This window comes from Falsiroseomonas sp., from assembly GCF_030695085.1.
Lineage (GTDB): Bacteria > Pseudomonadota > Alphaproteobacteria > Acetobacterales > Acetobacteraceae > Falsiroseomonas.
In genome coordinates, this window is record NZ_JAUYTS010000024.1 from 1 (window position 1) to 24,206 (window position 24,206).

24 protein-coding genes are annotated in these 24,206 nt (G+C 70.9%); 11 read left to right on the plus strand and 13 right to left on the minus strand.

Going from position 1 to position 24,206, the window contains the following annotated elements; translation table 11 throughout:
* Positions 1 to 2,358 (minus strand): FAD-dependent oxidoreductase (locus Q8S40_RS02265; protein WP_305669135.1); only part of this gene is annotated, 2,358 nt, incomplete at its 3' end.
* A gap of 68 nt (positions 2,359 to 2,426) precedes the next feature.
* Here Q8S40_RS02265 and Q8S40_RS02270 point away from each other — a divergent pair.
* The 3 genes from Q8S40_RS02270 to Q8S40_RS02280 all read left to right on the plus strand — a co-directional run bounded on the left by Q8S40_RS02270 (position 2,427) and on the right by Q8S40_RS02280 (position 4,980).
* The gene (locus tag Q8S40_RS02270) at positions 2,427 to 3,353 is read left to right on the plus strand and encodes a dihydrodipicolinate synthase family protein (protein ID WP_305669136.1); all 927 of its coding nucleotides are present in this window, start codon (positions 2,427 to 2,429) and stop codon (positions 3,351 to 3,353) included.
* A 34-nt stretch (positions 3,354 to 3,387) separates the two neighbouring features.
* Positions 3,388 to 4,212, plus strand: a complete 825-nt coding sequence (locus Q8S40_RS02275) for an ABC transporter substrate-binding protein (RefSeq protein WP_304813961.1) — start codon at positions 3,388 to 3,390, stop codon at positions 4,210 to 4,212.
* A gap of 78 nt (positions 4,213 to 4,290) precedes the next feature.
* Positions 4,291 to 4,980, plus strand: coding sequence for an amino acid ABC transporter permease (locus tag Q8S40_RS02280; protein ID WP_304813962.1), 690 nt, complete (start codon positions 4,291 to 4,293; stop codon positions 4,978 to 4,980).
* Positions 4,981 to 4,983: 3 nt separating this feature from the next.
* On the opposite strand, the gene Q8S40_RS02285 is transcribed toward Q8S40_RS02280, so the two are convergent.
* The 4 genes from Q8S40_RS02285 to Q8S40_RS02300 all read right to left on the minus strand — a co-directional run bounded on the left by Q8S40_RS02285 (position 4,984) and on the right by Q8S40_RS02300 (position 9,049).
* Positions 4,984 to 5,412 (minus strand): NUDIX hydrolase, encoded by a 429-nt coding sequence (locus Q8S40_RS02285; RefSeq protein ID WP_305669137.1) that lies wholly within the window; start codon positions 5,410 to 5,412, stop codon positions 4,984 to 4,986.
* A 150-nt stretch (positions 5,413 to 5,562) separates the two neighbouring features.
* On the minus strand, positions 5,563 to 7,122 hold the full coding sequence (locus Q8S40_RS02290) for an AMP-binding protein (protein WP_305669138.1): 1,560 nt from the start codon (positions 7,120 to 7,122) through the stop codon (positions 5,563 to 5,565).
* Positions 7,119 to 7,856 carry an enoyl-CoA hydratase/isomerase family protein gene (locus Q8S40_RS02295; RefSeq protein ID WP_305669139.1) on the minus strand — a complete coding sequence of 246 codons (738 nt, stop codon included), beginning with the start codon at positions 7,854 to 7,856 and terminating at the stop codon, positions 7,119 to 7,121. The genes Q8S40_RS02290 and Q8S40_RS02295 overlap by 4 nt, the downstream gene beginning before the upstream one ends.
* A complete protein-coding gene (locus Q8S40_RS02300) occupies positions 7,853 to 9,049 on the minus strand; it encodes a CaiB/BaiF CoA-transferase family protein (protein WP_305669140.1) in 1,197 nt (398 codons plus the stop codon). The genes Q8S40_RS02295 and Q8S40_RS02300 overlap by 4 nt, the downstream gene beginning before the upstream one ends.
* A 95-nt stretch (positions 9,050 to 9,144) precedes the next feature.
* Between Q8S40_RS02300 and Q8S40_RS02305 the strand changes: the two genes are divergently transcribed.
* Complete coding sequence (locus Q8S40_RS02305) at positions 9,145 to 10,113, plus strand: tripartite tricarboxylate transporter substrate binding protein (protein ID WP_305669141.1); 969 nt, start codon at positions 9,145 to 9,147, stop codon at positions 10,111 to 10,113.
* Positions 10,114 to 10,115: 2 nt separating this feature from the next.
* On the opposite strand, the gene Q8S40_RS02310 is transcribed toward Q8S40_RS02305, so the two are convergent.
* Positions 10,116 to 10,979 carry a CoA-binding protein gene (locus Q8S40_RS02310; protein ID WP_305669142.1) on the minus strand — a complete coding sequence of 288 codons (864 nt, stop codon included), beginning with the start codon at positions 10,977 to 10,979 and terminating at the stop codon, positions 10,116 to 10,118.
* Positions 10,980 to 11,008: 29 nt separating this feature from the next.
* On the opposite strand from Q8S40_RS02310, the gene Q8S40_RS02315 reads away from it, so the two are divergent.
* From Q8S40_RS02315 to pcaG, 3 genes are read left to right on the plus strand one after another with little or no spacing between them, the layout of a single operon-like run.
* The gene (locus tag Q8S40_RS02315; protein WP_305669143.1) at positions 11,009 to 12,148 is read left to right on the plus strand and encodes an ATP-grasp domain-containing protein; all 1,140 of its coding nucleotides are present in this window, start codon (positions 11,009 to 11,011) and stop codon (positions 12,146 to 12,148) included.
* Positions 12,148 to 12,852: a protocatechuate 3,4-dioxygenase subunit beta gene (locus Q8S40_RS02320; RefSeq protein ID WP_305669144.1), complete on the plus strand. Its 705-nt coding sequence runs from the start codon at positions 12,148 to 12,150 to the stop codon at positions 12,850 to 12,852. Before Q8S40_RS02315 ends, Q8S40_RS02320 begins: the two co-directional genes overlap by 1 nt.
* Positions 12,849 to 13,469 (plus strand): protocatechuate 3,4-dioxygenase subunit alpha, encoded by a 621-nt coding sequence (pcaG, locus tag Q8S40_RS02325; RefSeq protein ID WP_305669145.1) that lies wholly within the window; start codon positions 12,849 to 12,851, stop codon positions 13,467 to 13,469. The genes Q8S40_RS02320 and pcaG overlap by 4 nt, the downstream gene beginning before the upstream one ends.
* Here the strand turns inward: pcaG and Q8S40_RS02330 are convergent.
* Positions 13,466 to 13,921: a DUF3237 domain-containing protein gene (locus tag Q8S40_RS02330; RefSeq protein ID WP_305669146.1), complete on the minus strand. Its 456-nt coding sequence runs from the start codon at positions 13,919 to 13,921 to the stop codon at positions 13,466 to 13,468. The genes pcaG and Q8S40_RS02330 overlap by 4 nt on opposite strands.
* An 18-nt stretch (positions 13,922 to 13,939) precedes the next feature.
* Positions 13,940 to 14,356: a rhodanese-like domain-containing protein gene (locus tag Q8S40_RS02335; RefSeq protein ID WP_304810955.1), complete on the minus strand. Its 417-nt coding sequence runs from the start codon at positions 14,354 to 14,356 to the stop codon at positions 13,940 to 13,942.
* 111 nt (positions 14,357 to 14,467) lie between these two features.
* Between Q8S40_RS02335 and Q8S40_RS02340 the strand changes: the two genes are divergently transcribed.
* Positions 14,468 to 14,629 carry a hypothetical protein gene (locus tag Q8S40_RS02340; protein WP_304810957.1) on the plus strand — a complete coding sequence of 54 codons (162 nt, stop codon included), beginning with the start codon at positions 14,468 to 14,470 and terminating at the stop codon, positions 14,627 to 14,629.
* Positions 14,630 to 14,683: 54 nt separating this feature from the next.
* Here the strand turns inward: Q8S40_RS02340 and Q8S40_RS02345 are convergent, their stop codons facing one another.
* Positions 14,684 to 15,418 carry a glycerophosphodiester phosphodiesterase family protein gene (locus tag Q8S40_RS02345; protein ID WP_305669147.1) on the minus strand — a complete coding sequence of 245 codons (735 nt, stop codon included), beginning with the start codon at positions 15,416 to 15,418 and terminating at the stop codon, positions 14,684 to 14,686.
* 183 nt (positions 15,419 to 15,601) lie between these two features.
* Here Q8S40_RS02345 and Q8S40_RS02350 point away from each other — a divergent pair, with 183 nt between their 5' ends.
* The 3 genes from Q8S40_RS02350 to Q8S40_RS02360 all read left to right on the plus strand — a co-directional run bounded on the left by Q8S40_RS02350 (position 15,602) and on the right by Q8S40_RS02360 (position 20,076).
* Positions 15,602 to 15,922, plus strand: coding sequence for a hypothetical protein (locus Q8S40_RS02350; protein WP_304810961.1), 321 nt, complete (start codon positions 15,602 to 15,604; stop codon positions 15,920 to 15,922).
* 161 nt (positions 15,923 to 16,083) lie between these two features.
* A complete protein-coding gene (locus tag Q8S40_RS02355) occupies positions 16,084 to 17,151 on the plus strand; it encodes a TRAP transporter substrate-binding protein (RefSeq protein WP_305669148.1) in 1,068 nt (355 codons plus the stop codon).
* Positions 17,152 to 20,076 carry an ATP-binding protein gene (locus tag Q8S40_RS02360; protein WP_305669149.1) on the plus strand — a complete coding sequence of 975 codons (2,925 nt, stop codon included), beginning with the start codon at positions 17,152 to 17,154 and terminating at the stop codon, positions 20,074 to 20,076.
* Positions 20,077 to 20,159: 83 nt separating this feature from the next.
* Here the strand turns inward: Q8S40_RS02360 and Q8S40_RS02365 are convergent, their stop codons facing one another.
* The 4 genes from Q8S40_RS02365 to Q8S40_RS02380 form a co-directional block, all read right to left on the minus strand.
* On the minus strand, positions 20,160 to 21,359 hold the full coding sequence (locus Q8S40_RS02365) for a patatin-like phospholipase family protein (protein ID WP_305669150.1): 1,200 nt from the start codon (positions 21,357 to 21,359) through the stop codon (positions 20,160 to 20,162).
* A 97-nt stretch (positions 21,360 to 21,456) separates the two neighbouring features.
* A complete protein-coding gene (locus Q8S40_RS02370) occupies positions 21,457 to 22,383 on the minus strand; it encodes a nucleoside hydrolase (protein WP_305669151.1) in 927 nt (308 codons plus the stop codon).
* Positions 22,380 to 23,561 (minus strand): amidohydrolase, encoded by a 1,182-nt coding sequence (locus tag Q8S40_RS02375; RefSeq protein WP_305669152.1) that lies wholly within the window; start codon positions 23,559 to 23,561, stop codon positions 22,380 to 22,382. Before Q8S40_RS02375 ends, Q8S40_RS02370 begins: the two co-directional genes overlap by 4 nt.
* Positions 23,562 to 23,570: 9 nt before the next feature.
* A complete protein-coding gene (locus Q8S40_RS02380; protein ID WP_305669153.1) occupies positions 23,571 to 24,155 on the minus strand; it encodes a DinB family protein in 585 nt (194 codons plus the stop codon).
* Positions 24,156 to 24,206 lie beyond the last annotated feature (51 nt).

A 24,206-nucleotide genomic window follows, 5' to 3' on the forward strand; every position in this document is an offset into this window, starting at 1 on the left:
GCGGATCACGCCGCCCCCGCCTGTCTCCGCCCGAAACCCCGCCCCCTCCCGCACCACCGCCGCGATGGTGGTGCCGCCGCGCACCAGAACCCCCGCCCGCCGCACCAGGGACAGCAGCGCCGAGAGCCCCCGCAGCGGGTCCATCTGCCCTTCCGGCGCGCAGAAGGCCGCCCCCGCGAAGCCCGGGGCGAGGTAGGGCGCGACCGACATCAGCTCATTCGCGCCGAGCACCCGGCTATCCACGCCGAATGCGCGCTCCATCGCCACCTTGGCCACCAGGCGTTCCAGCTGCGCCGGCGTCTCCACCAGCATGATCCCGCCCTCGGTGCGGATGCCGAGGCTCTCGCCCGCCTCCGCCGCAATCTCCCGCCACAGCGCCACGGATTGCGGGCCGATGGACAGCACCTGCGCCGCCGCACTTTCCGGCCCTTCCTCCGCCCCGGCGCTGTCATAGGCGTGGAGCTGGATGTGCAGGCTGCCGGCATTGCCGGTGGTGGCGCCCTGCCCCGGCTCGCCGCGCTCCGCGAGGATCACGGAAAGCCCCTCCCGCGCACAATACAGCGCGGTGGACAGGCCGAGCGCGCCGCCGCCGACCACCAGCACGTCGCAGGCCTCGGCCGGGCCGGTGGCTGGGGTGTGGTGCACCGGCAGGATGGGGGCGGGCGTGGCGGTGGGGCCTTCCAGCCATTCCGGCTTCTCCATGGCCAGCGCGATGGCCGGCACCGGCTTCAGCGGCGCGCGGGGGGCGGCCCAGCCGGCTTCCTCCGCGGCGCCGACGATCCGCGCCACGGTGGCGCCGCACATGCGGCCCTGGCAGCGGCCCATGCCGGCGCGCGTCGCCTTCTTCACCGCGCCGAGTGAGACGGCGCCCTCGGCCATCGCGGCGCGCAGGGTGCCGGCGGAGACTTCCTCGCAGCGGCAGACCAGCGTGGGGTCGGCCAGGCTGCGCGCGTCGAATTCCGGCACGGCGAAGAAGCGCCACAGCGCATCCTGGAAGCCGATGGCGCGGGAAAGGGCGCGGCGGCTGGTGGTGTCCTCCGCCAAGCCCGGCCGCAGGTCCCGCGCCGCCGCCAGCCCGGCCAGGCGGCCGCGGGCAAAGGCGATGCGCGCGCCGCCCACCTGCGCGCCGTCGCCGACCGCGAAGACCGTTGGCAGGCTGGTGCGGCCGTCCTGGTCCGTCACCGTCTCCAGCCGGCCGAGGCCGCTATCGATGAACCGATGCCCGCAGCCCAGCGCGCGGGCCAGGCCGGTCTCCGGCTGGAAGCCCAGGTTCAGCGCCAGCGCATCGGCGGCAATGCGGATCTTCCCGGATGGCGTGCTGGCATGCAGCGCGAGGAAGCGGGTCTCGCCCTCCACCGCATCCGGGCGGGCGCCCCAGATCACGGGTACGCCGGCGCGCTTCAGAACGGCGAGGTAGCGCGCGCCGTCCCAGGCGAGGTCGGGCGCGCCGGCGGCCAGTCGCAGCGCCTGGCGCACGCCCCGGAACCCCGGAAACGGCGCGGCCTCCAGCACGGCGGCCACCTGCACGCCGCCCTCCACCAATTCGCAGGCGAGTTGCAGGTTCAGCGGGCCATTGCCGGCGATCACCACGTGATCCCCGGGCGAGACGCGATTCGCACGGGCCAGGGTTTGCAGGCAGCCGGTTGTCATCACGCCCGGCAGGGTCCAGCCGGGAATCGGCACCGGGCGTTCATGCGACCCGGCCGCGATCACCAGGCGCTGCGGGCGGAACACCACGTTGCGGCCCTCGACCAGCGCGGCGATCTCATCCGCCCCGAAACCGCCCCAGACGGTGGCGCCGAATCGGAAATCGACGCCGGCCGCGATGGCGCGCGCGCGCAGCTCGGCACCCTGGCGGAACTGGCGATCCGGCGCCGCATGGGCGTGGCTGGCGGCGAGCGGCTTCAGGTACTGGCCGCCCGGCGCATCGCGTTCATCCAGCGCCACCACCTTGCAGCCCGCTTCCGCCGCGGCGATGGAAGCCGACAGGCCGGCGGGGCCGGCGCCGACCACAAGCACGTCGCAGGCCAGTTCCTCCGCCGTCGCATGCGGCGGCGGGGCGAGGCGCGCAGGCTGCGCCGGGGCGGCGCGCTCTACCACCATGCCCGGCGCCACCTTGGCCAGGCACGCGCGCTGGTTGGCGCGGCCATCGATGGTGACCAGGCAATCGAAGCATGCGCCCATGCCGCAATGCAGCCCGCGCGGCGCGCCGGATTGCGTATACCGCAGCGTCAGCTCGCCGGCGGCGGACAGCGCCGCGGCCACCGTCTCGCCATACAGCGCGGAAATCGGGCGGCCTTCGAAGGTGATGCCCACCGCTTCGGCAGAGGGGCGGATCGCGGCGTGAGTCAGTCGCATGGGATGGGCTTGATGCTTTCGCGGAAAGGCGCATGGATGATGGCCGTTCGCGCGACAGGAGCAAGCCAATGGACCATCAGAATAAGCGGGGCGACAAATTTCGCGGCTGCTACACGGTCCTGATCACGCCCTTCACCAAGGGTGGGGCGGCAGTCGATTTGAAGGCGCTGGAGCGGCTGGTGGAATTCCAGATCCGCGAAGGTATACGCGGCCTGATCCCGCTTGGCTCCACCGGCGAATTTCTGTCTGTTTCGCCCGAAGAGAGAACCGCCATCGTGGAGACGGTGGTGAAGACCGCCGCCGGCCGCGTGCCCGTGCTGATCGGCACCGGGGCGGAGGATACGCGGGAGGTGGTGCGCACCTCGCGGGAGGCGGAGGCGCTGGGCGCGGATGGCGTGATGATCATCCCGCCCTTCTATTCCGTGCCGACGGAGGACGAGCTGTATCTCCACTACAAGACCGTCGCGGATTCCATCGGCATACCCATCATGGTCTACAACAACCCCGCCACGGCGAATGTCGACCTGACGCCCAAGATCCTCGCGCGGTTGGCCACCATCGAAAGCTGCCTCTACGTGAAGGAGAGCACGCTGGAGGTGACGCGCGTGCGCGACATCGTCGATCTCTGCGGCGACCGCATGGAAGTCTTCGCCGGCGTGCTGGGGTATGAAAGCGCCTGGCTGGGTGCCATCGGCTGGGTTGCCGTGTGTTCCAACCTGGCGCCGAAGCTGAGCACGGACATGTTCCACGCGGCGGCCTTCGACAAGGACATGGACCGCGCCCTGCCGCTTTACCGCCAATTGATGCCGCTGCTGCCCTTCGTCGGCGGGCCACGCTACGTCTCCGGCACCAAGGCCGGCTTCCGGCTGATGGGCATGCCGATGGGCGATCCGCGCCCGCCCCGCCTGCCGTTGCCGGGCACGGATGTGCCGCAGCTCGCCGCCGTGCTGCAGGGTCTGGGCCTGCTGGCCGAGGGCGCGCGCCAGGCGGCCTGAGTTCTTCTTCGAATCAAACAGGGAGTTTTAAATCATGCGTCGTCTTCTTCTCGCCGCCGCGCTCGCGGCTTTCGCATCGCCTGCCTTTGCGCAGGCCCCAACCGGCTGCACGCCGCGCGTGGCGAATTCGGAGCTGGTGAAGCCCGGCACCCTGATCATGTCGATCAACCCGACGCTGCCGCCGCTGCAATTCGTCAACGCGCAGGGTCAGTTGCAGGGGCTGCGCTTCGATCTCGGCCAGGAACTCGCCAAGCGCCTGTGCCTGACGCCGGAATGGGTGCGGATCGAGTTCAGCGCGATGATCCCGGGCCTCGCGGCGCGGCGCTGGGACGTGATCAACAGCGGCACCTTCTTCACCCCGGCGCGCGCCGAGATCATGCAGATGCTGCGCTATGAGAATGCGGCCGTCGCCTTCTCCGCCGCGCGCGGCAATCCGCTGAACATCGCCAGCGTCGATGACCTGGCCGGCAAGGTCGTGGGCGTCGAGATCGGCGGCTTCGAGGAAGCACGCACGCGCGCGCTGAGCGCGGATCTGGTCGCGCGCGGCAAGGCGCCCATCACCATCCGCACCTTCGACAACTTCGCCATCGCCTTCCAGGCGCTGCGCGTCGGCCAGGTGCAGGCGGTAACGAGCGTGGATGCGGTGGCCGCCGAATACGACCAGCGCGGCGATTTCCCGCGCGTGCTGCACGGCCTGTTCCCGACGCCGGCCAGCCTTGCCATGCGGTCCCGCCCCCTGGCGCTGGAGATCGCCAAGGTGCTGACCGAGATGAAGGCGGATGGCAGCTACGATGCGCTGTTCGACCGTTACGGCGTCAGCAAGTATGAGGCGGGCTTCGAAGTCGTCGGCCCGCAGTAACCATCCGACAACTCTGGCGGCCCGCGCACTTCGTGCGGGCCGAGGCCGCGAATGCGGCCAGCTTTCGAAAGCATGTAGATGCATATCTGGTCCTGGCAGGGGTTCTTCGACTACCTGTTCAACCCCTTCCTGCTGGAAGGCGCGGTCACCACGCTGTGGCTGACCGCGGCCTCCCTGTTCTTCGGCCTGATCCTGGGCATCGTCGTGGCGCTGCTGCGCCTGTCCGGCAACCGCTGGCTGGCCGCGCTCGCCAAATTTTATTGCTGGATCTTTCGCGGCACGCCGCTGCTGGTGCAGCTTCTCATCATCTACACCGGCCTGCCGCTGTTCGGCGTGCGCTTCAGCGTGACGCAGGCGGCGCTGCTCGGCCTGGCGCTGAACGAGGCCGCCTATCTCAGCGAGATCGTGCGTTCCGGCATCTCCGCCGTCGGCCCCGGGCAGCGGGAGGCCGGGCTGGCGCTGGGGCTGAAGAAGATCCAGGTCTTCCGCAACATCACCTGGCCGCAGGCCTTCCGGATCATCATCCCGCCGCTGGGCAATTCGGTGAACGGCTTGCTGAAGACCACCTCGGTCGCCTCGGTCATCTCGATGGAAGAACTGCTGCGGCGCACGCAGATCCTGATCCAGGAACGGTTCCTGGTGCTGGAATTGTTCCTGGCCGCGGCCTTCTGGTACCTGGTGATGACCACGGTGTGGGACCTGGTGCAGCGTCAGTTGGAAAAGCGCTACGGCCGCGCCTATGTCACCACTGCCGCCGACCGGCGCTGAGGCTCAGCCGGCGGTCAGCGCCCGCAGCAGCGCCGCCAGTTCCGGCTCCGCCACCAGCCCTGCAGCGGTGGCGGGCGTGACCAGCCGGCGTTCCCGCTCGCGGCGTTCCGGCCAGTCATGCAGCAGGCGCGCGACGCGCAGGCGATAGACCAGCACATCGCAAGGCAGCAGCACGCCGCCCGGCTTGCGCTTGTGATAGGCAAACTGGCCGATCGGGTCCGGGTCGGCCTCACCCACGATGCCGGCTTCCTCGAAGGCCTCCCGCGCTGCGCTGCGATGCGGTTGCTCGCCCGGCTCGATCCAGCCCTTCGGGATGACCCAGCGCCGTGTCTCGCGACTGGTCACCAGCACCACGCGCAGCGCCGCGCCCAGGCCGGTCAGCGGCAGGGCGGCGCATTGCCGGCGGAGGTCGGCCACCGCATCGCCCGGCATCTTTCCCCTGGCTCCCCGAATCACGGAAAGGCGACCTATCCGCCTGCGAAATTGCATCACATTGAGATGGACAATCCGTGGAGCTCTGTGAAGAGCCCATGAATCAGACGGCGCATTTCATGCGGATGACTGGACTTGTCATCGATAATTTCACAGCGCCAGCACCGCCAGCGCATGTGCGCGCAGCTTCACCTTCTGCACCTTGCCGCTGGCGGTCATGCCGATCGATTCGAACCCGTCCACAATCGCTAGGTGCCGCGGCATGCGGAAATTGGCCAGGCGCGGCTTCAGCCAGTCAAGCAGCGCCGCCTCCGTCACCGCCGCGCCATCCCGCAGCTGCACGAAGGCGGCCACCACCTCCCCCAGCCTTGCGTCCGGCACGCCGACCACCTGGGCGAGCGCCACCGCCGGATGCGCCGACAGCACCTCCTCCACCTCGGCGGGCGCGACATTCTCGCCGCCGACGCGGATCACATCCTTGATGCGGCCGACCATGCGCAGCCGGCCATCCGCATCCTGCGTGCCGAGGTCACCGGTGCGCAGGAAGCCATCCGGCGTGAAGGCCCTTTGCGTGTTTTCCGGGTCATGCAGGTAGCCGCGCATGACGGACCAGCCCCTCACCTGGATCTCCCCCGCCTGCCCGGCCGGCAGCGGCGCGTCGGTCGCGGGATCGGCGATGCGGACTTCCAGCCCCGCATGCGGCACGGCGCCGCCGGCGATGCGCGCCTCGACCGGCTCGCGATGGTCGGATAGCGCAACATTGGGCGACGCCTCGCTCAGCCCATAGGCCCAGCATAGATCCTGCACGCCCATGTCTTCCACGATCCGCCGCATCGTTTCCGGCCCCGCCGCGGCCCAGCCGCCACGCAGATGCAGCCGCGCCCGGTCGAAGCGGGGGTGGGACATCAGAAGCTGGAAGATCGCGTCATTGCCGGAGGTCAGGGTGCAGCGCTCACGCTCCAGCAAATCGAGCGCCGCGCCGGCCTCGAAGGTCGGCGGCGTCACCATCACGGCGCCGGTCACCAGGCAGACCAGCAGGGACAGGGTGGAACCGGCGACATGGAAGAAGGGCCGACAGTTCAGGTAGCGATCATCGGGCCGCACGCCGAGCTTCGCCGCACAGGCGGTGGCGTTGCGCAGCATGTTGTGGTGCGTCAGCAGCACGCCCTTGGGGTGGGCGGTGGTGCCGGAGGTGTACTGCACCAGCAGCACATCCTCCGCGGTGACCAAGGCCATTGCGACGTCCAGCGCCGCATCGTCCACCGCCCGCGCGCGAAATGCGTCCCAGCCCGGCGTGCCGGCCACCACCACATGGCGCAGCTCGGGCAATTCGCCGCGCACCTCCGCGACCGCCGCGGCGAAATCGATGTTGAGAAAGCGGCCAGCCAGCAGCACCGCCTTGCAACCTGCGCGGCCCAGCGCGAAGCCGATCTCGGGCGGCTTGAAGCGGGTGTTGACCGGCACCGTCACCGCGCCGATCAGCGCGGCGCCGTAGAAGCTGGCGACCCAGTTCGCATCATTGCCCATCAGCAGCCCGACGAAATCGCCGCGGCCGATGCCGAGCGCCAGCAGGCTGCGCGCGACGCCACGCGCCTCCGTGCGCAGCGCCGCATGGGTCAGCCGCACGCCATCCGCCACCAGCGCCTCCGCATCGCCGCGCTGCGCCGCATTGGCGTCGAGCAGGTCGGAAAGGCGCGTCGTCCAGCTCATCGGCCGAAGCCGGACATGGCGCTGCGCCATTCGGCGGCGTCCAGGCTGTCCTCGATCGCCAGCAATTCGGTGGCCAGCGCGCCGCGCGGGTCGCGTTCCAGCCCCTCATCGATGCAGCGCTTTGCGAGTGCCAGGGCCGAGGCAGGCGCCTTCAGGATGGTGGCGGTGATGGCCGCCAGCGTGTCCGCCACCGCATCGGGTGCGACCAGCCGCGCCACCAGCCCGGCGGAAAGCGCTTCCTCCGCCGTCAGCACGCGGCCGGTGAACATCATGTCCTTCGCCAGCCGCTTGCCGAGGATGCGCGGCAGGCGCTGCGTGGCGCCGACCGTGCCCCACAGCGCCTCCGGCGTCTTGAAGCTGGCTGCGGGCGTGGCAAGGATCAGGTCGCAGGCGGCGGCGATTTCCACGCCCGAACCCACGGCGGGGCCTTCGACCACGGCGATGCTCGGCATCGGCAGACGCTCGATCGATTCATAGGCCCAGAAGCCCTTCACGCGGCGCGCGCGCACCGCGTTGTCGTCCATGCCCTGGCGTTCCTTCAAATCCGCGCCGGCGCAGAAGACCGGGCCATTGGCGCGGATCACGACGCATTTCGCCTGCGCCTCGGTCGCGCGGCGGCAGGCGGCGGCGAGCGCCTCGGCGAGGGCGAGGTTCAATGCGTTGCGCGCCTGCGGGCGGTCCAGTGTCAGCGTCACCAGCCCATCGGCTTCCGTGTAAATCAGCGGTTCCGTCATATCGCGCCTTCCTCCCGCAGGGCCGCGATGCGCGCGGCGTCGTAGCCGAGTTCCGCCAGCACCGAATCCGTATCCGCGCCCAGCGCCGGCGCCGGCAGCGGTGCCGGGTCGGCAAATCCGTCGAAGCGGAAGGGCAGGCGCAGCGCCGGGTGGCTGGCTGCGCCATGCGCCACCTGCGCCACGCTGCCGCGCGCCTGCACATGCGGGTCCGCCACCACCTCATCGAGTGCCAGCACCGGGCCGTTCGGCACATTCGCCGCATCCAGCACCGCCACCGCCTGCGCGCGCGTCATCGCACCGAGGGCGGCGGACATCGCCGCCATGATGCGCTCGCGCTGTTCCAGCCGCTGCGCGTTGGTCGCCAGCCCCTCCAGTTCGGGCAAACCCAGCGCGGCGCAGAGCGGCGCCCAATGCTGGTCGCTGGCGGTGATGTGCAGGAAGCGGCCATCCTGGCAGCGAAAACTGGCAGTCGGCACGCGGCCGGGATGTTCGGTGCCGAGCCGTGGCGGCACTTCCCCCAATGCGAACAGCCGTGCGGCCGCGATGGTCAGCAGCGCCACCTGCCCGTCCAGCATGCCGAAATCCACATGCGCGCCTTCCCCTGTGGCATCCCGCCCGCGCAGGGCTGCCAGCAGCGCAATCGCCACCCACAACCCGCTGGTGAGGTCCGCCACCGGCAGCCCCGGCTTCACCGGCCCGCCGCCCTTCTCCCCGGTCAGCCCCATCAGCCCGCCCATGGCCTGAAACACCGTGTCGTAGCCCTTGCGCTGGGCGTAGGGGCCGGTCTGCCCGAAGCCGGTGCAGGACAGGTAGACGAGGCGTGGGCTCACCTCGCGCAGCGCGGGATAATCCAGGCCCCGCCGGGCCAGCGTGCCGGTCGGGAAATTCTCCACCAGCGCATCCGCGCCCGCCGCCAGGTCGCGGATCACCTGCCGCCCGCCGGGCTTGCGAAGATCCACCGTGATGCTGCGCTTGCCGCGGTTGCAGGCGAGGAAATAGCCGCTGGTGCCGAAATCGAAGAAGGGCTCGAAGCCGCGCGTTTCATCGCCTGTGCCGGGCTGCTCCACCTTAATAACGCTGGCGCCGAGTTCCGCCAGCAGCATGGTGGCGAAGGGGCAGGCCAGCACGCGCGACAGGTCCAGGATGCGAAGCCCCTGCAGCGGCCGCATGCCGCCATTCCCCGCCTGATCCATGCCACCCCCCGTTCCGTGCTTGCAGGAATGGGGCGGCTTGGTTGAGGATGTCAACGGTAAGGGCCGCCAGAGCCCCTGGGATGGAGACCACGACAATGCACATCACCCGCCGCCACGCGCTGGCCGGGCTTGGCCTGGCGCCGCTCTGCCTGGCGACCGCCCAGGCGCAGGCCGCCTGGCCGAACCGGCCGGTCCGCTTCATCGTGCCCTTCGCCGCCGGTGGTCCCGTGGAGGTGCCGGCCCGGTTCATTGCGGAATCGCTGGGCGGCAGGATCGGCCAGCCGGTGCTGGTGGAGACGCGGCCCGGCGCGGGCGGGTCGCTCGGCGTGCAGGCGGTGGTGCAGGCGAATGACCCGCACACGCTGCTGTTCACCACATCCTCCGTCGCCATCGTCCCGGCGCTGATGGCGAACCCCGGCTACGACCCGTTCCGCGACCTGGTGCCGATCACCATGGTCAGCGAGGCACCGATGGTGATCCTGGCCCGGCCGGAGAATCCGATCCGCGACTTGGCGGACCTTATCGCCCGCGCCAAGGCCGCGCCGGGGGCCATCACCTACGGCACCTCCGGCGTCGGCTCCACCACCCATCTCGGCGGGGCGCTGCTGGGCGTGCGGGCGGGGATCGATCTGCTGCACGTGCCCTATCGCGGCGCCGGGCAGGCGGTGACCGCGCTGTATGCGGGGGATACGGATCTGCTGGTGACCGGCACGATCGAGGCGCTGACCCATCTGCGCGACCGCCGCCTGAAGGCCATCGCCGTGACCAGCGCCGAGCGCGCCAGCAGCCTGCCCGATGTGCCGGCGATCAGCGAGGCGGTGCCGGGCTACGCCATGACCATCTGGTACGCCATGTTCGGCCCGCGCAACACGCCGCAGGATGTGGTGGACCGGCTGGTGCGGGAGGTGGCGCCGATGGCCCGCGGCAACCTTCTGGCCACCCGCATGGAGGAAAGCGGCGCCACGCTGCTGCTGGATGGCCCCGCCCGGCTGGCGGAGCGCCTGCGTGTCGAGGTGCCGCAGTGGCGGGAGGTGGTGGCCCGCGCGGGCATCCAGGCCGGGTGAGGCTACAGTCCCGCCAGCGCCGCGACGGCATCCTCGGGCCGTGCCACCGCGACGGCGCCGGCCTGCGCCAGCGCGGCGAGCTTGGCCGCCGCCGTCTCCCGCTCCGCCCCCGCCAGCGCACCGGCATGGCCCATGCGCGTGCCGGGCGGGGCGTGGCGGCCCATCACCAGCGCGACCAGGGGTTTGCCGAAGGCCGGCAGCGCCTCGGCCAGCGCATATTCCTTGTCGCCGCCCAGCTCGCCGCAATACAGCACGGCGCGCGTGCCGGGGTCGGCGGCCAGCATCGGCAGGTATTCATGCGGGTTGCGGCCGATCATCAGGTCGCCGCCCATATGGATGACGGCGCTCTGGCCGATGCCGGCCTCGGTCAGCAGCCGGGCCAGCGCCAGGGTCAGCGTGCCGCTGCGGCACAGCAGCGCGACAGCGCCGGGGCGGCAGAATTCCGGCGCGATGGAGCCGAGCAGCGTGCGGCCCGGAATGCACAGGCCGAGCGTATTCGGCCCGACCAGCCAGCACCCCGCCGCCCGCGCTTCCTGCGCCGCCTTCAGACTGTCCTGCACCGGGACATATTCGGCCGCCGCGACGATCAGGGGAATACGCGCGGCGATGGCGCCCCGCACCGCATCCAGCACGCCCTCGGGCGGCGTGTAGAGCACCGCGGCATCGGCGGGCTCATCGAGCTGGCTGAGATCGTCCAGCAGCGGCAGCCCATCCTGGCTGGTGCCGCCGCGGCCGGGTGCGATGCCGGCCACCAGGCGGGTGCCGGCGGCGCGCATGGCGGCGACCTGGGCGCTGGCGTAGCGTCCCGTCGGATTGACCACGACCACGCGGCGGGGCGCGTCCTGCAGCAGATTTTTGTGCATCATTCTCGGACATCGACAGGGGTTGCGGCACGATGCGGCTGACGGAGTGGGACGGCAAGACGGCGCTGCGGCGCCACGGCATCGCGGTGCCGCCCGGCGTGTTGACGGGCACGGCCGTGCCACCGGGCTGGGAGGATGCCGTGGTGAAGGCGCAGATCCTGGAAGGCGGCCGCGGCAAGCGCGGGCTGGTGCAGCGCGGCGATGCAGCGAAGCTGGTGCCGGAGATCCGCGGCCTGCTCGGGGATGCCGGCGCGCCGCTGCTGCTGGAACGTCCGGTCGACATCGCGCAGGAGATCTTCCTGGCGCTACGCGTGGACGGCACGGCGCAGGCGCTGGAGGTGCTCTGCGCGCCCGAGGGCGGCGTCGAGGTGGAAGGTGGCGCGCCGCCGCTGCGCTGGCACATCCTGCCCGAATCGCCATCCGCTTTGCCCGACAGCCTCCGCATCCTGCGCGGCGCCTTCCCGGCCGATCTGGCCGCGCGGCTGGCGCGGCTGGTGGTGCGGCTGGCGCGGGTGATGGTGGCGGAGGATCTGGAAAGCCTGGAGATCAACCCGCTGGCGCGCCTCGCCGATGGCAGCCTGGTCGCCTGCGACTGCAAGGCGGTGCGCGACGAGGCTGCCGGCTTCCGCCACGATGCGGAGGCCACGGCGCTGTCCGCGGGCCTGGAATCCGCAGCCATGACGCCGCTGGAACGCCGCGCGCGGGATGAGGGCTTCCAGATGGTCGAAATCCCCGGCGGCCGCGTCGCCATGGTCACCGCCGGTGCGGGGCTTGGCATGATGATGCTGGACCTGCTCGGTGATGCCGGCTGCCCCGCCGCCTGCTTTATGGACAACGCCCAGGGCGGTCCGGTGGAGACCGCGAAGCAGCGTTTCGCCATCGCCTTCGAGATGGCGCAGCGGCCGGGGATCGATGCCGTGCTGTTCTACACCACCCTCGCCTCCCGCCCTCTGAAGGGACGGGTGGAGGCGCTGGCGGCGCAGTTGCGGGCGCAGCCCTCGCCGAAGCCGCTATTCGTCGGCCTGGCGGCGGGGCATGCGGCGCTGGCGGGCTATTCCATGGCGCAGGCGGCAGCCGACCTCGCCGCGGTGGGCGTGACGGCACTGGAGGCGGACCCGCATGCGCTGGTCCGCCAATTGGCCGCTTCCATCGGCCCGAGGAGGACCGCGTGATGCAGCTGCCCGACCGCTTCGACCCGCTGGACCCGGCCACGCAGCCGGTGGTGCCGGTGCCCGGCTACCCCAACACCATCCGCCGCAATCCCTCCCGCGCCCCCTTCCGCCGCAGCCTGACGCGCACCGAACTGACCGGCCCGCTGGACCTGTCCGCAAAGCTGCGGCCGGGCGACGACAATCTGGCGGAGCTGGCGCCCGGCCGCATGGCGCAGGGCCAGCTCATTCATGTCGGCGGGCGCGTCCTGGATGAGGATGGCAGGCCGGTCGCCGGCGCCATCGTGGAGCTGTGGCAGGCCAATGCCGGCGGGCGCTACTTCCACCCGATCGATCAGCGCGACGCGCCGCTCGACCCGAACTTCATCGGCAATGGCCGCACGCGCAGCGATGACGCCGGGCGCTACGGCTTCTTCACCATCAAGCCCGGCGCCTATCCGGTGCCCGATAGCGGGCGCTGGTGGCGGCCGCCGCATATCCACATTTCCGTCCTTGGGCCGGGGTGCCTCATGCGGCTGGTGACGCAGATGTATTTCCCGGGCGACCCGCTGAACGCGATCGACCGCATCCTGAACTCGGTGCCGGATGCCGGCGCCCGCGCCCGCTGCATCGCGCATTTCGTGGCGCCGGAGGCAGTGATGGGCGATTGGCAGGGCTTCACCCACGATCTGGTGCTGCGCGGCCGCCACGCGACGCCGCCGCTGTGAGCAACCACCCCAACGCCCCGCTGGTGCCCACCGCCTGGGCGACGATCGGCCCCTTCTTCCCACAGACCTTCTTCCGCGATGGCGACAACGACCTGACGCGCCTGGCGCCCGACGCACCGCAGACGGCGCAGGGCAGCCCGATCTGGCTGACTGGCCGCGTGCTGCAGGAAGGCGGGGGGCCTTGCGTGAATGCCGTGCTGGAAGCCTGGCAGGCCGATGCCGCCGGCCGCTTCCGGCATCCGCGCGACCCGGACTGGCAGAAGGCCGATCCCGGCTTCTTCGGCTGGGGCCGCGCCTGGACGGATGCGGAGGGGCGCTTCGCCTTCCGCAGCATCATCCCCGGCGGCTACCGCGATGCCACGGGACTGCGCGCGCCGCACATCAACCTGGCGATCATCGGCAGCGGCATCATGGGGCGGCTCGCCACCTGCGTCTTCCTGCCCGGCTTTGCCGAGGCCAATGCCGCCGACCCGGTGCTGTCATCCCTGCCCGAGACGCTGCGCCCGCTGCTGGTGGCGCGCGCCGATGGGCAGGGGCCGGATGGTGCGCCGCGCTTCAGCCTGGACCTGCCGCTGCGCGGCGATCCGGCGGAGGAGACGCCGTTCTTCGAGGATTAGAGCACCGCATACACGTCATAGACCGGACCATGCGCGAACCGGTGGCCAACGCCCACCGCCAGCACCCGGTTCAGCCATTCATGCGGCCCCGGCCCGGTCTCGAAGCGCATGGCGACGCGCATGTAGTAGCTGCCGGGCGGCATCGCCTCCCCGGCCGCCATCCGCGCGGCAACCTCCGGCGGGGCGTGGCGGATGCCCTGGTAGGTGGCGCCGATGATCTGCCCGTCATCCGCCTGCAGCACCACCCGCACATCCAGCCGCGTGCCGCCGTCGGATTGCGTCACCAGCCAATCCGCGCCACCCGGCAGCACCTTCCCCGCCAGCCCCGGCCCGGCAAACTTCCCGCCGGTGACAAGGAAGACGCGGCGATCGCCGATCGGGCCGGCACCGATGGCCTGCGGCCCCTCCACCGACAATTCCAGGCGGAACAGGAAATCGGTGTTCAGTTGCATGCGTTCCATGGCCGTCGCTCAGCGCTGCCGCCAGGGCAGGCCATCGGCCTTCCAGCCAGCGACGCCACCGCGATGCCCGTCCTGATCCACCGGCCCCTCGAATCCGTCGGCGACGTTGAAGGCATGCGGAAAGCCGTGCTGCTGCGCTGCCTGGCCGGCGGCCAGGCTGCGCGCACCTGAACGGCAGATGAAATAGAGTTTGGAAAGCGGGGTGGCGCCGGCCCGGTGAAGCTGTTCCACGAAGGCGCCGTTGACCTGCATGCTGGGATAGACCTGCCACGGGATCAGCGCGACCTGCTTGCCGACCTCCGCGAGGTCCGGTAGTCCGACGAAATTCCACTCGGCATCGGTGCGGACATCGACCAGGATGGCGTCGGGGTCCTCCGCCAAGGCCTGGTAGGTGGCACGGGGCGTCACATCGGGAACACCAGTCATGGCTTCCTCTCCGTCGGGTTGATCCCGGCAGGATGGGGCCTCCTTGGCCGGGGGACAACCATAGGGTGCCACGCACAGCCCTGCGTGGCGGGAATAGGGGAAGATCGAAGCATGTCCGAGAAGCACGAGACCGCCGCGACGCACGACCATATGGGTCGCAAGATCGTTGGTTCGAAGCAGGAAGCCTTCCGGCAGGACCTGCCCTGGATCCTCGCGATGGTGGCACTCACCGTGTTCACGCTGATGGCGCTGTCCGGCTACTTCCGGCTGTAACGCGAACCCCGCCACCCGTCCCGGCCCGCAGCCGGGACGGTGTGCGGCACGGCGTCAGCGCCCCGCGCGCAGCGCGATGGCCAGAGGCGGGTCATCGGTCGCGAAGACATCCACGCCAAGCGTCAACATCCGCCGGATGCTTGGCGCGTGGTTGGCGCCCCATGTGCCGATGCCGATGCCGGCTGATCGCAGGCCGGCCACCAGTTCCGCATCGATGGCGCTTTCATGCACGCCGATCTCGGGGAATCCGTAGGCCCGCGCCGTGGCCACCAGCCCGGTCAGGCCGAGGTCGCGCAGCGTCGCAATCTCCAGCAGCCAGGCCACCCCGGCCAGCCCGCCGGCCGCCTGTGCCTCGGCCATGGTGCCGGCGTGGAAGCCGATGATCCAGCTCCGCCCCCGCTCCCCGGCCTGGTCCAGCACCGCAAGGGTGGCCGGGACGATGCCCGGATAGGGCTCGCCCGAGGCGCTGGCCTTGATCTCGATTCGCGGCGCCACCGGCGTGCCGGCCAGGATCGCGAGATAGTGCGCCAGCGTCGGCGGCGCCTCCCCCGCCGTCCCGCGCACCCGTACGGTGGCGAATTCCGCGGCGGTCAGGGCGGCGACGGGGCCGCGCCGGTCCGTGGTGCGGTCGAGCGTGGCGTCGTGCATGACCACCACCTGGCCATCCGCGCTGAGGTGCACATCGCATTCCGCCTGCTCCAGCGGCAGCCGGGCGGTGTTGCGGAAGGCCAAAGCGCTGTTTTCGGGCCAGAGGAACAGGCCGCCGCGGTGGCTGGCGATTCGGGTCATGGTAAGGGTCCGGGGGCGTATCGCGGCGCACCCTCGCTCCGCTTGCGGCGCACTCTCGCCCCGCTTGCGGCGACGCGCCAGGGCCGGTCTTGAAAGTTGCATCGGATTGCAAGCAAGGCAAGCATGAGCGCATAAGTGGAGGTGGCCGATCCATGGTCATCAGCTAGCCGCGCGGAGGGCTTCATGACCCTGTCCATTGTCATCCACCGTCCGGAATCCGGCCCCTCGGACAGCCCCCCGGCAGCCGAGGCCGAGGCCATGCGCCTCGCCGTGCGCGACGCGGTCTGGGAGATTGCCGATGCCCATTGGACCATGGGCAACGACGCCATCCTGGTCTCCACCGACCTGTCGCCGGACTACATGCTGAGCCATTTCCGGCGCGCCCTGGCCCGGCGCGGCTTCGACCGCAGCGGCCTGCTGCTGGTCACCGGCGTCGGCCCGCGCGCCGCCTGGTCGGACCTGCCGGAGGAGGCGGAGGGCTGGCTGAAGGACGTGCTGGCCTGATGCGCCCGGCGCATGGATGCAAGGTCACGCGATTGCATGCGGCGCCACTCGCGTTATGGTTGCTGCAATCGTTAATGGTATTGTTGTAGGATGCTCAGGTGGCGGGACAGATCGCCACGGCCCGGAATTTTGGCGGGCACCTCGATGCCAGGGAGCCCAGCATGTCTTCGGCGCATCGCCGCTTTCGCAATCTCCTCGCCGCCTTGCTCCTGGCTGTGGGGTTCAACGCCATGGCGGCCCACGCCGAGCAGGCGCCGATCCGCCTCAAGATCGTCGGCGGCCTCGCCGATGTCAGCCAATATGTGCGCTATGAGGAACCATTCTGGCGGACCCGCATCGCGGAACTGACCGACGGACGGGTGCAGGCCGAGATCGCGCCCTTCGACCGCAGCGGGATTCGCGGGCAGGAAATGCTGCAATTGATGCGCCTTGGCGTGGTGCCCTTCGGCACGGCGCTGCTGGCCGTGGTCTCCACCGAGGAGCCGGAGTTCAACGCGGTGGACCTGCCGGCCCTGGCGCCCGACATGGCCAGCCTGCGCCAGACCGTCTCCGCCTTCCGCCCGCATATCGAGCAGGTGCTGCGCGAGCGCTACCAGATCGAGTTGCTGGGCATCTACACCTATCCGGCACAGGTGGTGTTCTGCACCCGCCCCTTCACCGGCCTCGGCGACCTGTCCGGCCGGCGCATCCGGTCCTCCTCCGTCGGGCAGTCCGAGATGCTGCAGGCACTTGGCGCGACACCGGTGGTGATTCCCTTCGCGGAGGTGGCGCAGGCGATCCGCAGCGGCGTGGTGGAATGCGCCATCACCGGCACGCTGTCCGGCAACGCGATCGGCCTGCATGAGACGACAAGCCATGTGCACGCCATGGCCCTGGCCTGGGGGATTTCCATCTTCGGCGCCAATGCCACCGCCTGGGCTGCCATCCCGACCGATCTGCAGCAGGTGATCCGCGACGGGATCGTCGACCTCGAACGGCAGATCTGGGTCGCCGCGGACCGTGAAACGGGTGAGGGCCTGGCCTGCAATGCCGGCCTGCCCTCCTGCACCGCCGGGCGCCGCGGCAGCATGACGGTGGTGCCGGTCAGCGCCGCCGATGACGAACGGCGCCGCCGCCTGCTGACCGAGGTGGTGCTGCCGCGCTGGGTCAATCGTTGCGGGATGGATTGCGTGGAGGCCTGGAACCAGTATCTGGCGCCGACGCTCGGCCTGCAGGCGCGGCCCGAATAGATGCAGACCGCCCGCCGCCTTCGCCTCGCGGTGCTCGCTGCCGTCATCCTGCTTCTCCTCGCGCAGGTGGTGGCGACGGCGATGCTGCTGGAACGGTCGCGGGAGGCAGCGCTGGCGGCGGCGACCGATACGGCGGACCGGGTCAGCCGCGCGGTCGAATCCTCGATCAACCGCAGCTTCGTGCAGGTGGATGCGATGCTGGCCGGGCTGCCCGCCATCCTCGCCCCCTATGCGCGCGATGGCCGCTTCGATGCGAATGCGGCCGGGCGGGTGATGCGGGAGCTGAACAACCAGAACTTCACCTTCCGCGACGTGCTGCTGGTGCGGGAAGATGGCATGCCCATCGCCACGTCGCTCGCCGTGTCACGCCGCCGGCCGCTGCCGCTGCCACTGGGTGCGGCCTTCACGGATGCCACGCCGAATGCCGGCAGCGTGATGATCGGCGGGCCGGTGCAGAACCCGGCCACCGGCGAATGGGCGCTGTTCTTCGCCCGCCCGGTGGTGATGCCGGTGCTGGGCGCCGTCACCGCGGTGGCGGAAGTGCCTGTGCCGATGGTGGGCAGCCTGCTGGCGGTGGGCGGCAGCGCACCGGGACTTCGCATCACGCTGGAACGCGATGACGGCACGCTGCTGGCCGCCCTGCCGCATGACGAGACGCGGATCGGCCGCCGCATGTCGCAAACCGCGGCCGCACTGACCGGGCTTGCGGAAACCCGCAGCCGCTTCAACGGCGAACCGGCGCTGATCTCGGTGCGGCCCACCCTGTATCCGTCCTTCTCCATCGTCACGACCATGGAGTTGCAGGCGGCGCTGGAGGGCTGGCGCACGGACCGCGAGCGCGCCCTGATGGTCTCCGTGGCCTTCGCGGCCCTGGTCCTGGCGCTCGCCGCCGCCCTGCTGCTTGGCCTGCGGCAGCGGGAGAAGGTGGAGGCGGAGCGCGCGCGCTGGCGCTCCACCCTGGAGAATGCGCTGGAGAGCATGTCGGACGGCTTCGTCATGTTCGGGCCGGATGACCGGCTGATCGCGTGCAACCAGCGCTACAAGGAATTCTACGCCATCTCGGCGCCCTTCATCAAAGCCGGCGCCGCCTTCCGCGACATCATGCGCGAGGGTGCGCGCCGCGGGCAGTACCCGCAGGCGGTGGGCGACATCGAGGCCTTCGTGGACGAGATGGACCAGTGGCGCCACGCCAACAACCCGCCGATCGAGCGGCTGTTGCCGGATGGCCGCTGGGTGCTGATCACCGAACGCAGCACGCCCGATGGCGGCACGGTGGGCATCCGTACGGACATCACCCCGATGAAACGGGCGATGGACGACCTGGCCCAGGCGCGCGATTCGGCGCGCGCCGCGGGGGAGGCGAAAAGCCAGTTCCTCGCCCGCATGTCGCATGAGCTGCGGACCCCGCTGAACGGCGTTCTCGGCTTCGCCCAGGTGCTGCTGCGCGACCCGAACCTCACCGAAGAACAGCGCGACCAGGTGCTGACCTTGCATGAGGCCGGGCAGCATCTGCTGGAGCTGGTGAACAGCCTGCTCGACCTGTCCAAGATCGAGGCCGGCAAGCTCGACCTGCATCTGCGCGATGTCGCGGTGCGCCCGCTGCTGGAAGCCTGCGCCGGCCTGCTGGCGCCGGAGGTGGACCGCAAGGGCATGACCCTGACGCTGGATGTCGCCCCCGGCACGCCGGAGGCGGTGGAGGCGGATGCGACGCGGGTGCGGCAGATGCTGCTGAACCTGCTGTCCAATGCGGTGAAGTTCACCCCGCCCGGCGGCCGCGTGGATTTCCGTGCCGGCCCGCTGCCGGATGGCCGCCCCGGCCTGCGGATCGAGGTGGAGGATACCGGGCCGGGCGTGCCGCCGGAAAAGCGCCATCTGCTGTTCGAGGATTTCTCCCAGCTCTTCCCGGTCGCCGGGCAGGAAGGCGCCGGCACCGGGCTGGGGCTCGCGATCTCCGCCCGGCTGGCCGCCGCGATGGGCGGGCGGATCGGCTGCGACAGCGAATTCGGGCCCGGCGCGCGCTTCTGGGTGGAATTGCCGCTGAAGCAGGTGCCGTTGCCCGCCGCCGCACCGGCCGCGGCAGCCCGCCCGGCCGAGCCGATCCCGGCCGCCGCCGGCCGCAGCCTGCGCATCCTGGTGGCCGATGACGTCGCCGCCAACCGCATGGTGGCCCGCGCCATGCTGGTCGGCGTCGGCCATCGCGTCGACAGCGCGGCGGATGGTGCGGAAGCCTTGGCCGCGGTGGAGCGGGAGGCTTATGACGTGGTGCTGATGGATGTGCAGATGCCGGTGATGGACGGGCTGGAAGCCACCCGCCGCATCCGCGCGCTGGACAGCGCCCGCCGCCGCGTCCCGGTGCTGGCCGTCACCGCCTCCGCCCTGCCGGAACAGGTCGCCGCCTGTCATGCCGCCGGCATGGATGGGCACCTGGCCAAGCCGATCGACCGCGAATCGCTGATCGCCGCGGTGGCCCGGCTGGCGGGTGGGGATGCGCTTCAGGCCACCGCCAGCGTCGCCGTCGTGGATGCCCAGCAGCCGCTGCTGGAACTGGCGGCACTGCGGAACCTGGCCGCCGATCTCGGGCCGACCGCGGATGCCGTGATCTCCGAATTCGTCTCCGAGGTCAGGCTGTGCTTCGAGACGCTTTCCGCTCCGACCATCCTCGACGACCCGCCCCGGCTGCGCCACGCCGCGCATCGGATGCTCGGCGCCGCGCGCACCCTCGGTGCCCGGCGCCTCGGCGCGGTGACGGATGCGCTTCAGAAGGACATGCATGCGGAGCGGGATCTGTCCGCGCCGCTGCGCCTGGTGCTGGAAACCGCGGCGGCGACCCTGCCGCTGATCGAGGCGCCGCTGGGGCAGGCGACGCAGAACGAGTCCACGCCGCGCAGCCGCGCCGCGCGGCTGGCGCAGGGCGTTGCGGATTAGACCGCTTTCCATTCGCCCTGGTCTGGCGATGTGCCGGATTCCCAGGCGATGCCGACCGCCTTCGAAATGCGTCATGAGCCGGGTCAGGCGGGCGGGATGCGCATCGGCGCGATCGGCGGGCGGACGAAATAGGGCGGCAGATCGTGCCACAGCCCACCCCGGCGCATCTCCGCCGCGCCGAAGTTGAACAGGCAGCGCATATAGGCCGGGTCGAATTCCTCGGTCGACGTGCACGGCATCCCGCGCGGAATCCAGGCGGCGCGGAATTCGATCTCATCGCGCTCCGCGATCAAGAACAGCTTGTACATGTCGCCGATGGCGCTGCCGCGGATCAGGGAACTGATAGAGGCACCGGCGATGGAGAAGATGCGCGGGCGCACCGGGGCTGCGTTGGTCAGCACCTGATTGTTCACGATCACCCACATGCGCCGGTCGATGTTGCGGCCGATCTGCTGCCGGGTGAGTGCCGCGATCGGCAGTTGCGGCGAGATCAGCACCACCTGGGACGTGGCGCCGCCATCCACATGCATCTCGTCGAAGCGCCGCCCATCGGCGGTCTGCACCGGGACGAAGACCGGCGGGAAGGCGATGGGCACGGCGGCCGAGGCCCGGATCACGTCCCGAAACATCTGCACCGCGCCCGGGTGGCCGGAGGCGGCGATGGCGCCCATGTTCCAGATCATCGGCCGGCCATGATCCAGATTGGTGGTGCCGACGAACAGCAGCCGCCCGCGCTGGTATTCCGCCGCGACCTTGGCCAGCAGATCCGCCGTGACGTAATGCGCGATGCGGTTGGCGAGGCCAGTGGTATCGGTCAGCGCCACGCCGGAGACCAGGCCACTGAGCACCGCCGGGCGGGCCACCTGGCTGGTGCGCAGCGTGGTGTAGATCTCCTCGATCACCGGGTCGTAGGCGGAGCCGAGGAAGGCGAAGGGTGCGATGATGGCGCCGGTGCTGATGCCCGCGACGGCGGCGAAGCTGGGCCGCGTGCCGCTTTCACTCCAGGCGCGCAGCACCCCGGCGCCGAAGGCGCCATCCGGCCCGCCGCCCGACATCGCCAGGTAATGCAGCACCGGCATCTGCCCGGCCGCCGCACGCTCCCCATAGCGTTGCCGCAGGATACCGGCCTGGCGCGCCACCAGCGCATCCAGCGCATTGGGCTCCAGCGCATCACCCCAGACCCGCAGGCCCGGGATGCCGAGCGGATGCGCCTGGCCGGTCAGGTCGGCAGGCACGGCGTTGCGGCTGACCCCGGCGCAGGCGCCCAGCAGGCATAGCAGCAAGGCCGCAGCAAGGTGACGGTATCGGTGCATCGGCGCGGCGCCCCAGGTGATCGGGCATGGTTGCGCCGCGAGGCGTTGAACCTTCCTGAAGGCGGTCTCAGCGCAATGGGGCGATGCGCGCCGCCAGCAGGTCGAAGAAGCCGGGCGCGTCCAGCGTCTCCAGCAGGTTCAGGTTCGGCGGGCGGCCGAGCCGCTGCCAGCGATCGATCACGGTGCGGCCGCGTCCGGGGCCGGGGCCGCAATCGACCTCCGCCTGCGCCTCCCGCGCGCCGAACAGGCCGGGCGCCAGCAGCCAGGCCACGGCGCAGGGATCATGCAGGGGAAAACCCCGGAAACCCATGCGGCGGGAGGGCGGCAGGGCGCGCAGGATGGCGGTCGCCGCGCGCCAGCAGGCGCCGCCTTCCCGTGCCTCCAGCGCCGTCACCACGGCCGGGGTGACGAAGGCCTGCGCGGTCAGGTCCAGCGTCGCCATGGTCAGGCGACAGCCGAGGCCGAGCAGGATCGCCAGCGCCTCCGGGTCGTTCCAGGCGTTGAACTCGGCGGCGGGGGTGATGTTGCCCTCGGACCAGGCGCCGGACATCAGCACGATCTCCGCCACCCGGTCCACCAGCGCCGGCTCCGTCGCGAAGGCCAGTGCCAGATTGGTGACGGGGCCGAGGCCGATGAGGGTGACGGAGGCCGCGGGCGCCGCGCGCAGCAGGTCACGGATCGCATCCGGCGCAATGCCGGGGGCCAGCGGCGGGCCATCCGGCAACCGCACACCGGCCAGCCCGTCCTGGCCATGCACCGCCGTCTCGAAGCGGAACGGCGCCATCAGCGACCGCTCGGCGCCGGCCACCACCGGGATGTCCCGCCCCGCCAGTGCGACGATGGCGCGCGCATTGGCGGTGGTGGAGGCGAGGCCGACATTGCCGCCCGCCACCGTCACCAGCCGCACATCCAGCTCCGCCGAGGCCAGCGCCAGCCACAGCGCGATGGCGTCATCCGTGCCCGGGTCGCAATCGATGATCGTGGTGCGGCTCATGCCAGTTCGCGCTCCACCAGGCTGCACCAGAAGGCGGCGCCATGCGGCAGGGCGGCGTCGGGGAAGTCGAAATGGACGTTGTGGTGGAAACCCTCGGGATGTGCGGGTTCTCCGGTGCCGAGCCAGGCATAGGCGCCGGGGATGCGGGCCAGGAATTCGGAGAAATCCTCGCCAGCCGTGATCGGCGGATGGTCGTCCCGCACCGCCAGCGCCGTGCCGGTGGCGGCCGCCACCATCACCGCGGCCTGCGCCGCGTGGTTCACCGTGGGGCCGAGGCGACGAATGTAGCGCGGCGCGGCCTGCACCCGGTGCTGCAGCGCGACGGCCTGGGCGATCTCCGCGATGCGGGTTTCCAGATGCGTCCGCACCGGCTCCTCCAGCGCGCGCGCCGTGCCGCGCAGGAAGACGCTGTGCGGGATGACATTGGGCGAAGCGGCATCGCCGGCGGCCATGTGGCCGACGCTGACCACGGCGGTGCCGAGCGGGTCCACCTCCCGCGCCGCAATGGCCTGGAGGCCGAGGATGAAGGCCGCCGCCGCCAGCGTCGCATCACGCCCGAGATGCGGCTTGGCGCCATGCGTGCCGATGCCGGTGAAGGTGACTTCCCAGGTGTCGGAGCTCGCCAGCACCGGGCCTTTGGGGACGGCAATGGTGCCCAGTGGCAGGCCGGGCAGGTTGTGCAGGCCGTAGATGGCATCCACGGGGAAGCGCTCGAACAGGCCTTCCTCCGCCATCACCCGCGCGCCGCCGAGCGATTCCTCGGCCGGCTGGAACACCAGATGCACGGTGCCGGCGAAGCGGTCCCGATGCGCGGCCAGCCATTCGGCGGCGCCCAGCAGCATCGCCGTGTGGCCATCATGGCCGCAGGCATGCATCCGGCAGGGGGCTTGGCTGGCATAGGGCAGGCCGGTGGCTTCCGTCATCGCCAGCGCGTCCATGTCGGCGCGCAGCGCGATGGCGCGGTTGCCCAGGCGGCCCTGCATGCGGCCCTGGATGGTGCCGACCACGCCGGTACCGGCGAGCCCCTCCGTCACCTGGATGCCCCAGCCGCGCAGCAAGGCGGCGACGCGGGCGGCGGTGCGGTGTTCCTCGAAACCAAGTTCCGGATGGCGATGGAAATCCTGACGCCAATCGGTCATGGCGGCCAGTGCGGTGGCGAAATCGGCGGGGCTGGGCATGCGGGGGCCTCAGGCGGTGGCGGGGTGGGGCTTAGCATCTGGCGCGCCCCAGATCGCGTCCTCGGTGAAGCCGAGCTCGGCGAATTCGGCAGCGCGCAGCGGCGCTTCCTCCGCCGGGTAGAACTCATCGAGCTGCGGCGGCGCGGCGGAAGTGCCGGACAGCATGGCATGCGCCTGGCCGCGATGGTGGATCTGGTGCTGGAACAGGTGCAGCAGCAGCCGGTCGCGCCGTTCCTCCTGCACCCGCGTGCCGCGGTTCACCCGGACGATGCCGGCCAGCGCGGCCTCATCCAGCGCCTCGCAATGGGCGATCAGCCGCCGGTCGACCGCCAACTGCGCCGCGCGCAGGCCGGGCAGGTCGGGGTGCGGCACGCGGTTCGCCCATGCGGCCGGGCCGAGCCAGCCGCCCTCCAGCGCATCGACATAGAACCAGTCGACGATGAGAATATGGTTCAGCGTCGCTACCAGGCTGGGGAAGAAGCCGGCACGCGAAGCGGCCCATTCCGCCGGGTCCAGCCGGGCGCAGGCGGCCAGCAGGCGGTGGTTCGCCCAGGCATTGTTGTGGGCCTGAGCCCGGAACAACAGCACGCTCATCCCGACGCTCCTGCCGGACGGTTGCGGTGAAGCGCCGCAACATGGCAGTTT

Coding starts and splice junctions, on each gene's coding strand:
- Q8S40_RS02370 (WP_305669151.1), bottom strand. CDS start 22,383: ATGAGCCGCACCACGATCATCGATTGCGACCCGGGCACGGATGACGCC.
- Q8S40_RS02355 (WP_305669148.1), top strand. CDS start 16,084: ATGTCTTCGGCGCATCGCCGCTTTCGCAATCTCCTCGCCGCCTTGCTC.
- Q8S40_RS02375 (WP_305669152.1), bottom strand. CDS start 23,561: ATGCCCAGCCCCGCCGATTTCGCCACCGCACTGGCCGCCATGACCGAT.
- Q8S40_RS02315 (WP_305669143.1), top strand. CDS start 11,009: ATGCGGCTGACGGAGTGGGACGGCAAGACGGCGCTGCGGCGCCACGGC.
- Q8S40_RS02310 (WP_305669142.1), bottom strand. CDS start 10,979: ATGATGCACAAAAATCTGCTGCAGGACGCGCCCCGCCGCGTGGTCGTG.
- Q8S40_RS02340 (WP_304810957.1), top strand. CDS start 14,468: ATGTCCGAGAAGCACGAGACCGCCGCGACGCACGACCATATGGGTCGC.
- Q8S40_RS02320 (WP_305669144.1), top strand. CDS start 12,148: ATGCAGCTGCCCGACCGCTTCGACCCGCTGGACCCGGCCACGCAGCCG.
- Q8S40_RS02350 (WP_304810961.1), top strand. CDS start 15,602: ATGACCCTGTCCATTGTCATCCACCGTCCGGAATCCGGCCCCTCGGAC.
- Q8S40_RS02300 (WP_305669140.1), bottom strand. CDS start 9,049: ATGGATCAGGCGGGGAATGGCGGCATGCGGCCGCTGCAGGGGCTTCGC.
- Q8S40_RS02330 (WP_305669146.1), bottom strand. CDS start 13,921: ATGCAACTGAACACCGATTTCCTGTTCCGCCTGGAATTGTCGGTGGAG.
- Q8S40_RS02290 (WP_305669138.1), bottom strand. CDS start 7,122: ATGAGCTGGACGACGCGCCTTTCCGACCTGCTCGACGCCAATGCGGCG.
- Q8S40_RS02305 (WP_305669141.1), top strand. CDS start 9,145: ATGCACATCACCCGCCGCCACGCGCTGGCCGGGCTTGGCCTGGCGCCG.
- Q8S40_RS02285 (WP_305669137.1), bottom strand. CDS start 5,412: ATGCCGGGCGATGCGGTGGCCGACCTCCGCCGGCAATGCGCCGCCCTG.
- Q8S40_RS02280 (WP_304813962.1), top strand. CDS start 4,291: ATGCATATCTGGTCCTGGCAGGGGTTCTTCGACTACCTGTTCAACCCC.
- Q8S40_RS02345 (WP_305669147.1), bottom strand. CDS start 15,418: ATGACCCGAATCGCCAGCCACCGCGGCGGCCTGTTCCTCTGGCCCGAA.
- Q8S40_RS02335 (WP_304810955.1), bottom strand. CDS start 14,356: ATGACTGGTGTTCCCGATGTGACGCCCCGTGCCACCTACCAGGCCTTG.
- Q8S40_RS02360 (WP_305669149.1), top strand. CDS start 17,152: ATGCAGACCGCCCGCCGCCTTCGCCTCGCGGTGCTCGCTGCCGTCATC.
- Q8S40_RS02275 (WP_304813961.1), top strand. CDS start 3,388: ATGCGTCGTCTTCTTCTCGCCGCCGCGCTCGCGGCTTTCGCATCGCCT.
- Q8S40_RS02295 (WP_305669139.1), bottom strand. CDS start 7,856: ATGACGGAACCGCTGATTTACACGGAAGCCGATGGGCTGGTGACGCTG.
- Q8S40_RS02380 (WP_305669153.1), bottom strand. CDS start 24,155: ATGAGCGTGCTGTTGTTCCGGGCTCAGGCCCACAACAATGCCTGGGCG.
- Q8S40_RS02270 (WP_305669136.1), top strand. CDS start 2,427: ATGGACCATCAGAATAAGCGGGGCGACAAATTTCGCGGCTGCTACACG.